Genomic DNA, 12,212 nt, shown 5'->3' on the forward strand with positions numbered 1-12,212 from the left:
CTCAGTTTTCCTCGCCCAGATTCTGCCCGAGCCACTGGTGGATCTGTTCAAGCTGTGTTTCCACAGAGCGGGGGCCGGTGCCACCGGGGGTTTCGCGGCGGCTTACTGCTGCGGCATATTCCAGAATGGGAAAAACCGAGTCGTCAATGCGCGACTCGAGGCTCTGGAGTTCGCCAAGAGTGAGGTCTTCAAGGCCTTTGCCAGCCTTTTCGGCCATAGCCACGGCCTGACCTGTGATGTGGTGCGCCTCGCGGAAGGGAATACCCTTGCCCACGAGGTAGTCCGCCAGTTCTGTGGCGTTGAGGAAGCCAGCCTTGCAGGCCTCGCGCATGCGGTCGGTGCGGAAGGTCAGTTCTTCCAGCATGCCCGCCATGAGGCGTAGCGATGCTTCAACGGTGCGGTCGGCATCAAGGAAGCCTTCCTTGTCTTCCTGCATATCGCGGTTGTAGGCTAGGGGCAGACCCTTCATGACCGTAAGCAGGCCCGTCAGCGCACCATAGACGCGCCCGGTCTTGCCGCGCATGAGTTCAGCCACGTCAGGGTTTTTCTTTTGCGGCATGATGGACGAGCCTGTGGAATAGCCGTCAGAAAGGCGCACAAAGCCAAAGGCGGGGTTGGCCCATAGGATGATTTCTTCGCACAGGCGCGAGAGGTGCATCATGATGGTTGAGCCGTCAAAAAGTGCTTCAAGCACAAAATCGCGGTCAGAAACGGCGTCCATGGAGTTGCCGTAAATTTCTGCAAAACCCACTTCGTCCGCCACACTCTGCGGGTCGAGGGGGTAGGTGGTTCCGGCCAGGGCCGCAGCGCCCAAGGGCGAAATGCGCACGCGCTCAAGGGTGTCTTCAAGTCGCATGGCATCCCGGCGGAACATCCAGGCATAGGCCAGCAGGTGGTGGGCAAGGCTTACAGGCTGGGCCGGTTGCAGATGGGTGCAGCCGGGCAGGATGTCCGTCTTGTGCTCCGCGGCCTTGTCGGCCAGCACGGAGCACAGCAGGGCCGCGCGCTGACGCCAGGTTTCGAGGCGGTCGGCCACAAAGAGGCGGAAGGTCAGGCCCACCTGATCGTTGCGGCTGCGGCCAGTGTGCAGTTTTTTGCCCACATCGCCCACAAGCTCGGTGAGGCGTGCTTCAATATTCATGTGCACGTCTTCCAGCTCGGGCTTCCACACAAAGTTGCCAGCTTCGATTTCTTCGCGCACACGGTCCAGACCGTTGACCAGAATCCGCGCCTCGTTCTGGCTGATGACGCCCTGGCGGCCCAGCATGCGGGCATGCGCCTGTGACGCGCGGATATCCTGGGCGTAGAGCGCCCTGTCGTAGGATTGCGAATCCGTATACTGGGCCACGGCTTCCTTGGGGCCTTCGGCAAAGCGGCCGCCCCAGCTCTGGTTGGTCTTCATGGTCTGTCCGTTTTCTGTAAAAAATGAATCGGGGGAAGCCGCGTTGCTCGTGGCGAACGCCGTTTCCCCCGGAACCTGTCCCGTCAAATCTCTGCAAAACATGCGGCAATGCCGCCAATGGCCGAGCCCGGGATGGCGCAGGCTCCGGGGAAAGCGCCCGATATTCCACACCCCCGCATGCCGCCGTATTTTCAAGGCTGCATGCGGGGCGTTTCAGTCTACTTGCCGAGCTTGCTCTGCACAGCGGCGTGCAGGCGCAGGCGCAGGCTGTTGAGGCGGATAAAGCCAGCGGCATCCTTGTGATCGTAGTTGCCGCCTTCAAAGGTGGCCAGATCTTCGGAGAAGAGCGAGTTGAGGGAGGTGCGGGCCAGGGGCCACACGCCGCCCTTGTAGAGCTTGGCGCGCACCGTGCCGGTGACGCACTCCTGCGACTTGTCCATAAAAGCCTGCATGGTTTCGCGCTCGGGCGAATACCAGAAGCCATTATACACGCACTGGGAGTAGCGCACGGCCAGCATGTCGCGGATGCCGAGCAGTTCGCGGTCCATGCAGATGCCTTCAAGGTCGCGGTGCAGGGCAAACAGCAGGGTACCGGCGGGGTTTTCGTACACGCCGCGGCACTTCATGCCCACAAAGCGGTTTTCGACCATGTCGTCGCGGCCAATGCCGTTACGTCCGGCCATTTCGCTGAGGGTCTTGATGATGGCGGCGGGGGAGAGGCGTTGACCGTTAACGGCCACAGGGTTGCCCTGCTCGAAATCCACGCTGATGATCTCGGGGGTGTCGGGTGCTTCTTCCACGGGCACGCAGCGCTGATGGCACGAGGAATCGGGCGCGCTACCGGGATTTTCCAGCTCGCTGCCTTCAAAGCTCGTATGCATCATGTTGGCGTCCATGCTGTAGCGCTTGGCTTCGCTGGAGATATGGATGCCGTGCTTTTCGGCAAAGGCCGTGAGGGCCGTGCGCGACATGAGATCCCATTCGCGCCAGGGGGCGATGACCTTGAGGTCGGGCGCAAGGGCGCTGACGGCAAATTCAAAACGCACCTGATCGTTGCCCTTGCCGGTAGCGCCGTGGGCCACGGCGTCCGCGCCTTCCTTGCGGGCGATGTCCACAAGGGCCTTGGCGATGAGCGGGCGGGCGATGGAGGTGCCCAGCAGATAGCGGTTTTCGTAGCGGGCAGCGCCGCGCATCATGGGGAATACAAAGTCTTTGGCCATTTCTTCGCGCAGATCAAGCACGTAGGCCTTGGAAGCGCCGGTCTTGAGCGCTTTTTCTTCCACGCCCGTGAGGTCTTCGGGCTGGCCCAGATCGGCGGTAACGGCAATGACCTCACATTTGTAGGTCTCAATGAGCCATTTAAGGATAACGGAAGTATCAAGCCCGCCCGAATAGGCGAGGACGACTTTTTTTACATTCTGCATGTGGTGCTCCCCTTGTGGATTCAAGGGAAAAATTATTGCGCAAAAAAAACTGCGAGGCAAGGGCTTTGTGCCCCGGCATGTCGCACGGCAGGGTAAAACCCTGTAATTCAGGCTTGGCGGGCACGCGGCTGCAGCACTGCAAGGGTGTGTATTCATTTGGCCGAAGGAAAAACTTGACTTTTATACCAGCTGTGGAATAAAAACAATCGTTTTATGCAAATCGGCGCGCCTGTGCCGCGTCATTACCTCTGATCTCAAAATCCGCAGGAAAGTTCAATGCCCAAGCGTTCGGATTTACACAAAATTCTTGTCATCGGCGCGGGCCCCATCATCATCGGCCAGGGCTGCGAGTTTGACTACTCCGGTTCCCAGGCCGTGAAGGCCCTCAAGGAAGAAGGGTACGAGGTGGTGCTGGTCAATTCCAATCCGGCTACCATCATGACCGATCCGCATATGGCTGACGCCACCTATGTGGAACCCATCGAGCAGGAGACCCTTGCCGCAATCATCCGAAAAGAACGCCCCGATGCGCTCTTGCCCACGCTTGGCGGTCAGACGGCTTTGAACGCCGCTCTTGGGCTTGCCAAGAGCGGCGTTTTGGCGGAATGCGGCGTTGAGCTCATCGGCGCGCGCGCCGACGTGATTGAAAAGGCTGAAAGCCGCGAGCTTTTCCGCGAAGCCATGGAAAAGATCGGCCTTAAAATGCCCGCCAGCGGCATTGCCCGCACCATTGAAGAGGCCTGCCAGCTCGGCAACGTGCTGCCCTTCCCGCTGATCATCCGCCCGGCCTTTACGCTTGGCGGCACTGGCGGCGGCGTGGCCTATAATATGGAAGATCTTGAAGCCATTGCATCCAGCGGTCTTTCGGCGAGCCCCACCTCTGAAGTCATGATTGAGCAGAGCGTGCTTGGCTGGAAAGAAATCGAAATGGAAGTGATGCGTGACGCCAAGGACAACTGCGTCATCATCTGCGCCATTGAAAACTTTGATCCCATGGGTGTGCACACGGGCGACTCCATCACCGTTGCCCCGGTGCAGACCCTCTCTGACGCCGAATACCAGAACCTGCGCGATGCCTCCATTGCCATCATGCGCGAAATCGGCGTGGAAACGGGCGGCAGTAACGTGCAGTTCGGCCTCAATCCGGCCAACGGCGAGATTGTGGTTATCGAAATGAACCCGCGCGTGTCGCGCTCGTCCGCGCTGGCCTCCAAGGCCACGGGCTTCCCCATTGCCAAAATCGCCGCCAAGCTGGCCGTGGGCTACACCCTTGACGAACTGCGCAACGACATCACCCGCGAGACCGTGGCGAGCTTTGAGCCAGCCATCGACTACTGCGTGGTGAAAATCCCGCGCTTCACTTTTGAAAAGTTCCCCGGCGCCAAGGACGAGCTCACCACCTCCATGAAGAGCGTGGGCGAAGCCATGAGCATTGGGCGCACCTTTAAGGAAGCCTTGCAGAAGGGCCTGCGTTCCATGGAAATCGGCGCAACGGGCCTTGGCTACAGCTTCCGCTCCGAGTTGCCCGACCGCGAAACCATTCTGGAATCCTTGCACCGCCCCAACTCCAAGCGCATTTTTTCGCTGCGGCAGGCCATTGTGGCCGGTATCAGCGAAGAAGAAATCTTTGCGGTTTCCGCCATTGATCCCTGGTTCATCCGCCAGGTGCGCGACATTGTGGAGATGGAAAAGCGCATCAGCAACTTTGGCCTCGCCAACGACATGACCACGGCCAACGCCGCTCTTGCCGACATGCTGCGCGAAGCCAAGGAATACGGCTTCTCCGACCGCCAGCTGGCGGAAATGTGGAAGACGCCAGAGGCCGACATACGCCGCATGCGCAAGGAAATGCACGTGGAGCCCACCTATTATCTGGTGGACACCTGCGCTGCGGAATTTGAGGCCTACACCCCCTATTTCTATTCCACCTACGAACGTGGCGAAGAAATCAAGGTGGAAGACCGCCGCAAGGTGCTCATTCTTGGCGGCGGCCCCAACCGCATCGGTCAGGGCATCGAGTTTGACTACTGCTGCTGCCACGCTTCCTTCGCCCTGCGCGATGCGGGCGTGATGGCCATTATGGCGAACTCCAACCCCGAAACCGTTTCCACAGACTACGATACCTCGGACAGGCTCTATTTTGAGCCCCTGACCTTCGAGGACGTGATGAACATCGTGGAAAAGGAAAAGCCCGAGGGCGTTATTGTGCAGTTTGGCGGCCAGACCCCGCTGAACCTCGCCGTGCCGCTCATGCGCGCTGGCGTGCCCATTCTGGGCACCAGCCCGGACGCCATTGACCGCGCCGAAGACCGCGAACGCTTCCAGGCGCTCATTGAAAAGCTTGAGCTGCTCCAGCCGCCGAACGGCACGGCCATGAGCCTTGAAGACGCGCTTGAAGTGGCCGAACGCATCACCTATCCCGTGGTTGTGCGGCCAAGCTACGTGCTCGGCGGCCGCGCCATGGCCGTGGTGTATGACGCCGCCGAACTGAAGGATTACTTCCATGTCCAGGTGCCGCAAAAGCCGGAACACCCCATTCTCATCGACAAGTTCCTTGAGCATGCTGTGGAAGTGGACGTGGACGCGCTTTCGGACGGCAAGGAAGTGTACGTGGCGGGCATCATGGAACACATCGAGGAAGCTGGCATCCACTCCGGCGACTCGGCCTGCGTGCTGCCCTCGTACTCGCTTTCTTACGACCACGTGGCCCGCATTGCGGTGCAGGCCGAGGCCCTTGCCCGCGAACTCAAGGTCGTGGGCCTGATGAACATCCAGTTTGCCATCAAGGGCGATGATATCTATATACTGGAAGTAAACCCGCGCGCCTCGCGCACCGCGCCCTTTGTGTCCAAGGCCACGGGCGTTCCCCTGCCTTACCTGGCAACCCAGGTCATGCTGGGCAAAACGCTTGAGGAACTGGATCCCTGGAGCATGCGCAAGGGCGGGTTCACCTGCGTCAAGGAAGCTGTGCTGCCTTTCCAGCGCTTCCCCGGCGTGGACGTGATTCTAGGACCCGAAATGCACTCCACCGGCGAAGTCATGGGCATGGGCTCCAACTTCGGCGAGGCCTTCCTCAAGAGCCAGCTTGGCGCTGGTCAGGTACTGCCGCAGGGGGGCAAGCTCTTCCTGTCGGTCAACGACCGCGACAAACCCTATCTGCCCGAAGTGGCGGATATGTTTGCCAAGCTTGGCTTCCACCTGCTGGCAACGCGCGGCACGGCTGCCGTGCTGCGTGAGCACGGGCTTGAAGTGGAAGAAGTGCTCAAGGTTTACGAAGGGCGGCCCAACATTGTGGATCTGCTCATCAATCATGAGGTGGCTCTGGTCATCAACACGGCTTCGGGCAAGCATACGGCCAGGGATTCCAAGGCCATTCGCCACGCGGCCCTGACATACAAGGTTCCTTACTGCACCACCATCGCCGCAGCGCGCGCCACGGCCACGGCCATCGGTTCGCGGCGGGCAGAGACCCATGTGGAAAGTTTGCAGGAATACTACGCGCGGGAAGCGCGGGGGTAAGTTATGAAAGCATTGCTGGTGCTGGAAGACGGATTCACGTTGGAAGGCAAATCCTTTACCGGAGACTTTGAAACCGGCGGTGAAGTGATTTTCACCACGGGCATGACTGGCTATCAGGAAGTGCTCACCGACCCCTCCTACTATGGGCAGATGGTCTGCATGACCTATCCGCTGGTGGGCAACTACGGCATTTCCGAGGCTGATATGGAATCGGCCAGCGTACATTGCAGCGCCTTTCTGGTAAAGGAATGCTGCAAGCAGCCCTCCAACTGGCAGTCTGTCATGGCATTGCCCGCCTTTTTGCAGAAGTTCGATACGCCTGGCATGGAAGGGCTGGATACCCGCGCCCTGACGCGCCACCTGCGCATCAACGGCGCTATGCGCGGCATGATTTCCACCAGGGAGCTGAATCCCGCTGCCCTCAAGGAAAAAGTGCTTGCCCAGCCCACCATGAAGGGCCGTAACCTCGTGCCCTTTGTGGCAGCGCAGGAACCCTACGCATGGTTTGACAACCAGCCGCAGAAGGTCGCTCTCGGCGCCGATGGCGCCTACGCCTGGCGCGGCACGGGCCTGCCCCTGCTGGTGTATGATTATGGCATCAAGTGGAATATCCTGCGCCGCCTGTGCGAGGCCGGTTTTGAGCCTCTGGCGGTGCCGCCGAACTTCAGCGCCGCGCAGGCCAAGGCCAGCGGAGCCAAGGGCGTGTTCCTTTCCAACGGCCCCGGCGACCCGGCGACCCTGACTGCGGAAATTGCTCTTGTGCGCGAACTTGTGGGTTCGTTCCCTGTCACGGGCATCTGCCTTGGACATCAGCTTATCGGTCACGCCCTTGGCGGCACCACCGACAAGCTCAAGTTCGGCCACCACGGCTGCAATCACCCGGTCAAGGATCTGACCACAGGACGCATCGAGATTTCGTCGCAGAACCACGGCTTCCATGTGGTGCTGGACGGCGTGAACGATGTGGAAGCCACGCATATCAACCTGAACGACAACACGCTTGAAGGCCTGCGCCACAAGACCCTGCCTGTCATGAGCGTGCAGTACCACCCTGAAGCGGCGGCTGGCCCCCGCGACGGGCAGTACCTCTTTGGCCGCTTCCGCCAGCTTATAGGCGAGGCCGCAGGAGCGTAGGGCGGATTGCCCTGCCAGCAAGACATATAAAATACAAGGGCGCACCGTGCGCCCCCGCGAATGAAAACCCGGCTGTTTGCATAAGACAGCCGGGTTTTTCGTACTTGATATCTCGGTGGTGTTTTGGGTAAACTGCAAGACAAGCTAAGGGCCATGCCCCGATAATTCTTGCCGCTGGTGTATTCCGCCACGCGGCTGGCTGCCGCGCAAGCGGCATTGCAGAGGGTTCTTCAACTCAAGGAGCATATCGTGAAAAAGTCGGTTTTGTGTCTGGCCTTGAGCCTTGCACTTGTTCTGGCATTCGCTCCGGTTCGCGCTGCCGAAAATACGCCCGAGGCCGAAAATTCCAAGGCGAACCCTGTGGATCAGTTTACGGGTGCCGCGTGGCAAAAAACTCCCGAAGCTGAAAAGCTCGCCTTTCTTTTCGGTGTGGAAACAGCGATCACCGTTGAGTATTTTGTAAACGGAAAAATCGCGGAAAAAGCGACCAAGGAAGGCAAACGTCCGGTGTACACGCTTTCACCCTTTGAAAAGGGCTGGATGAAGGCCTTCAAGGGTGTGAACCGCGCAGAGGTCGCCAAGATGGTGGACGCGTGGTATACGGCAAATCCGCAGCAGCTTGACCGCCCCGTCATGAGCGTGATCTGGCGCGAAATCATTGAACCCCGCCTGAACGCCAAGTAACAGCAAAATCCGCTACGCGGTTTCTTCAGGAGAGAAAATATGAAAAACTTGTTGATAATCACGTTGCTGGCCGCCATGTTTGTCAGCGGCATCGGTTGCACCAATATGAGCAAGACCCAGCAGGGTGTTGCCAGTGGCGCGGCCCTTGGCGCGCTTGGCGGCGCAGGCGTTGCCGCCATTGCCGGTGGATCCGCTGCCTGGGGCGCTCTGGCTGGCGCGGGCGTGGGCGCCTTGGCTGGCGGCATAGTCGGGCACGAGCAGAGCAAGAAAGCCTGGTAAGGGCCTGTTTGCTTAACTACCTTTGCGGCCCAGCGCCGCAAGAAAATGAACTCTTCAGGCGGGCTGTACCAACGGCCCGCTTTTTCATGAACAAAGGATGATGTCATGACCCCAAGCCTTCACACGGTCTTTTTCAGCCCAACTGGCAGCAGCCGCAACATTGCGCAAGAGACTGCCCGTGTTCTGGCGCAGGAATTGGCGCAGAATATGGCACTGGCGCGCGGCGATGACTGGGACTGGACGTTTCCTGAAGGGCGGGCGGCAGCCCACACGCTTGGGCCGGAGGATGTGCTGGTTTTTGCCTTTCCGGTCTACGCCGGGCGTATTCCACAAGTGCTGATGGAGCCGCTGGCAAGGTTGGCAGGGCGGCATGGCGCACGCGCAATTCTGCTTGCCGTGTATGGCAACAGGCACTATGACGATGCCCTGCTTGAAGCGGTTGATCTGTTTGTAGCCAACGGTTTTTCCGTTCCTGCGGCAGGGGCCTTTGTGGCAGAGCACAGCATGACGGCAAAGGTCGGGGCAGGCAGGCCTGATGCGGAAGATATGGCCGCTATTGCGGATTTTGCCCGCAACGCAGCCAGCGTCATCTCCTGTGGAAAAAGCGCAACTGTGGCTGTGCCCGGCAACCGGCCTTACAAGGCACTGCCGCCAGCGGCGGATATTCGGCCTCAAACCTTTGATTCATGTACGCAGTGCGGCTTGTGCGCCAGCGTGTGCCCGGTGCGCGTGATTGCTGCCGACAATGCGGCACAAGTGGCGCACGGCTGTTTGCGCTGTTGCGCCTGCGTAAAAACCTGCCCGGAACAGGCAAAGTATTTTAACAATCCGCAGGTGGATAAAATTGTTGCCATGCTTGAAAGCAACTGCCGTGAACGGCGTGAGCCAGAGGTGTTTTTTGCTGCAGCGGGCAAAATGTAAGCAGGCCAGCCGAGCCGGGCAGGGTAATTGGCCGCCGCGCAAGCGGGCCTGACTCACATAAAAAGCCGGTTCAGAACCATGCGTTCTGAACCGGCTTTTTATGTATCTGCTGGCAGCAGGACAAACTCCCTTAGGGCATTGGACTTGCGACCGAATGAATTTTTCTTGTTCTCTTGCTGGCCTGCGCCTGGATTTGTCTATTCCGGCTGCGGCGTATCCATCACTGAGTCCATGTCGACCATTTGCCCGATGGTTCCTGCGGCAAAACCTCCGAACAGCGCGTTGGCCATTTCCTGATCATAGCGCGGGTCGTTGGCCAGTTCCTTGGCAGACTGCACAACATCCTTGGCCTTTCTGAAAGGCCGGTCGCAAATCATGGCGGCAAAAGAGTCGGCCACCGCTGCAAGGCGTCCTACCCTGGTGGTCTGGTTGCCCTTGGTGTGCTGAGGGTAGCCTGAACCGTCAAGCCGCTCGTGGTGCTCAAAGCAGGCGCGCAGCAGTTCGTCAAAAGATACTTCCATCTTTTGCATCAACCGAACGCCCACAATGGGATGGAGAATGATTTTTTCCCTTTCTTCCTGCTTCAGAGGGCCAGCCTTGCTGAGCAGGAAAGGGGGAACCTTGCACATGCCCACATCGTGCAGCAGCATGGCAACTGCAATGCGATCCATGTCTTTGCGGCGGTATTCACCAGAGCCCTGCAACCATATCCACAGGCCCACAATCATGCTGTTGATGGAATGCCGTGCAAGATTGTTTTTGCGAAACAGGCGGCGCATGAATGTGTTGATGTGGTGTTTGTCGCTCCACAGGTACTCAGTAACAACCATAACGTCGCGGTACAGCGGTTCAAAGAGCGCCTTGACGGGCTGCTCAAAAAAGTCGCTGCAACGCATCAGCAGGGCGCGGATGCAGATATCTGCGATTTCCGCTTCCTTGAGGTTGTTGTCCTGCAGCACAAGGTCAAGCTGCTTGACAATGTGGCGCGAGTAAATGGGGTGGTCGGAGCGGGAAACAAAAAGGTCGCCCTCAGCGCACAACTGCGCCACTTCGTCCACCTGTTCGCTGCTCAGGCGGCTCCCCTTGACGCAGTAGGGAGCGAGTACAGCGATATCTTCGCGAAACCTGAACAGATCTACCGGAGGCCGGAACTTGGGAAAGCTCGACAGGATTTCGCCGCTGATCTGATAATATTCCTCGTTGATGTTCATGGGAACATCAAGAACTTTCCTTTGCTCTGCGGCCATGAGCTACTTCCAGTAAATTTTGACAAGGTTTGTGCCACGGGGCGTGGCGGAAGACCCCTTGACCTGACCGGCAGTAATAACCGCGCAGTCGTCAGGTTCAAAATCCGGGCTGTCATGGATAAAGCTCTCGGCCCGGATAAGGTGGCTTGGTTCTTCCTGCGGATTTTCCACAAAAACAGGCCTCACGCCCCAAACAAAGTTGAGCGCCTTGATGGAAACCGGGTCAGGCGTAAGCGCATAGATGCTTTGCGGGGGGCGGCGGGCAGAGACCTGCCGGGCCGAGCTGCCCGAAAGACTGTGCGACACAATGGCCTTGGCCGAAGCCTTGTCTGCCAGCAGGCAGGCGGAGTAGGCCAGAAATTCCGGTATGCCCTTGTCGCTGTCCGGCTCTTCAAGCTTGCGGTTGAGCAGCAGCAGGCGTTCGGCTTCGTCCGTGATGCGGCGCATGTAGCGCACGGTTTCAACGGGGAAGTTGCCCATGGCGGTTTCTTCCGAAAGCATCACGCAGTCCGCACCGTCAAGCACGGCATTGGCCACGTCTGTGGTTTCCGCGCGGGTAGGGGCAGGGCTGTTGACCATGGAGAGCAGCATCTGCGTGGCAACAATAACCGGCTTGGAGGCCTTGTTGCAGGCGCTGATGATATGCTTTTGCAGGGCGGGCAGATGGGGCAGGGGGCATTCCACGCCAAGGTCGCCGCGCGCCACCATGACCACGTCTGTCTCATGCAGAATCTCGGCAAGGTTGTCCACGGCGCTCTGCCGTTCAAGCTTGACGACCACAGGCAGGCTTTTGCCGGCAGCGGCGATAAGCTCCTTGGCTTCGCGCACATCGTCAGCAGTCTGCACGTAGGAGATTGCCACTGCGTCCACGCCAAGTTTGAGGCCGTCCGCAAGGTCTTTTTTGTCTTTTTCCGTCAGGGCGCGCACCTTGGTGGCCTTGCCGGGCAGGGCCAGACCCTTGCGCGAGGTGACGATGCCCGAGTTGTCCGCCTTGAGCAGCACAAGGCCGTCCGCGCGGCACTCCGTAACCACGAACTGAAGCCCGCCGTCAGCCAGCACCATGCGGTCGCCGGACTCGAGGCTTTCGAGGATCACATCGTGGTCAAAGGGCAGATAGGGGAAATCGTCCACATGGCGGTCACTGGGGCCGAGCAGCAGCTCCATGCCCTTGGTGACGGTTATGCTGGTTTCGGGCAGCACGCCAAGGCGGATTTTGGGGCCGGAAAGATCCTGCATGATGGTGATGGGGCGCCCGATGGCGGCTTCCACCTCACGGATGCTCTGGATAATGGCAACAAAGTCCGCCGCGCCGCCATGCGAAAAATTGAGTCGAAATACACTGACTCCGGCCTCGGCCAGTTCGTGCAGTTTTTCTTTGCTGTTGGAAGCGGGACCGATAGTAGCGACAATTTTCGTTCTCATATCTGTTCCTTATGGCTGAAACCGGTGGCGCAAGGGCGCAAAAGTACAAAATTTACAGTTCCGGCTTGATCCAAATAGTCTTGGTTTTCCCGCATATTGTCAAGGCATTCAGCGCAAAAGCGTTGAAACCGCGCGCATGCTGTCCGCCTGATGTTTTTTTGCTTCTGGCGGCAATGGTGG

9 protein-coding genes are annotated in these 12,212 nt (G+C 59.0%); 5 read left to right on the forward strand and 4 right to left on the reverse strand.

Annotated features, from left to right (window positions below):
- Position 1 precedes the first annotated feature (1 nt).
- Both argH and G449_RS0110720 read right to left on the reverse strand, forming a co-directional pair.
- The gene (gene argH, locus G449_RS0110715) at positions 2 to 1,402 is read right to left on the reverse strand and encodes an argininosuccinate lyase (protein ID WP_027180919.1); all 1,401 of its coding nucleotides are present in this window, start codon (positions 1,400 to 1,402) and stop codon (positions 2 to 4) included.
- Between the two features lie 218 nt (positions 1,403 to 1,620).
- On the reverse strand, positions 1,621 to 2,826 hold the full coding sequence (locus G449_RS0110720) for an argininosuccinate synthase (RefSeq protein ID WP_022659312.1): 1,206 nt from the start codon (positions 2,824 to 2,826) through the stop codon (positions 1,621 to 1,623).
- A 276-nt stretch (positions 2,827 to 3,102) separates the two neighbouring features.
- Between G449_RS0110720 and carB the strand changes: the two genes are divergently transcribed.
- The 5 genes from carB to G449_RS0110745 all read left to right on the forward strand — a co-directional run bounded on the left by carB (position 3,103) and on the right by G449_RS0110745 (position 9,363).
- Positions 3,103 to 6,345 (forward strand): carbamoyl-phosphate synthase large subunit, encoded by a 3,243-nt coding sequence (gene carB / locus G449_RS0110725; protein WP_022659313.1) that lies wholly within the window; start codon positions 3,103 to 3,105, stop codon positions 6,343 to 6,345.
- Between the two features lie 3 nt (positions 6,346 to 6,348).
- Positions 6,349 to 7,479 carry a glutamine-hydrolyzing carbamoyl-phosphate synthase small subunit gene (carA, locus tag G449_RS0110730; RefSeq protein ID WP_022659314.1) on the forward strand — a complete coding sequence of 377 codons (1,131 nt, stop codon included), beginning with the start codon at positions 6,349 to 6,351 and terminating at the stop codon, positions 7,477 to 7,479.
- 249 nt (positions 7,480 to 7,728) lie between these two features.
- On the forward strand, positions 7,729 to 8,163 hold the full coding sequence (locus G449_RS0110735; RefSeq protein ID WP_022659315.1) for a hypothetical protein: 435 nt from the start codon (positions 7,729 to 7,731) through the stop codon (positions 8,161 to 8,163).
- A gap of 39 nt (positions 8,164 to 8,202) precedes the next feature.
- Positions 8,203 to 8,442, forward strand: coding sequence for a glycine zipper domain-containing protein (locus G449_RS0110740; protein ID WP_022659316.1), 240 nt, complete (start codon positions 8,203 to 8,205; stop codon positions 8,440 to 8,442).
- 105 nt (positions 8,443 to 8,547) lie between these two features.
- Entirely contained in the window at positions 8,548 to 9,363 is an 816-nt protein-coding gene (locus G449_RS0110745; RefSeq protein WP_022659317.1) for a 4Fe-4S binding protein, read from the forward strand.
- A gap of 197 nt (positions 9,364 to 9,560) precedes the next feature.
- On the opposite strand, the gene G449_RS0110750 is transcribed toward G449_RS0110745, so the two are convergent.
- Positions 9,561 to 10,610, reverse strand: a complete 1,050-nt coding sequence (locus tag G449_RS0110750) for an HD-GYP domain-containing protein (protein ID WP_022659318.1) — start codon at positions 10,608 to 10,610, stop codon at positions 9,561 to 9,563.
- Between the two features lie 3 nt (positions 10,611 to 10,613).
- Positions 10,614 to 12,032, reverse strand: coding sequence for a pyruvate kinase (gene pyk / locus G449_RS0110755; RefSeq protein ID WP_022659319.1), 1,419 nt, complete (start codon positions 12,030 to 12,032; stop codon positions 10,614 to 10,616).
- Between the last annotated feature and the right edge of the window lie 180 nt (positions 12,033 to 12,212).

The organism is Desulfovibrio desulfuricans DSM 642 (assembly GCF_000420465.1).
Lineage (GTDB): Bacteria > Desulfobacterota > Desulfovibrionia > Desulfovibrionales > Desulfovibrionaceae > Desulfovibrio > Desulfovibrio desulfuricans.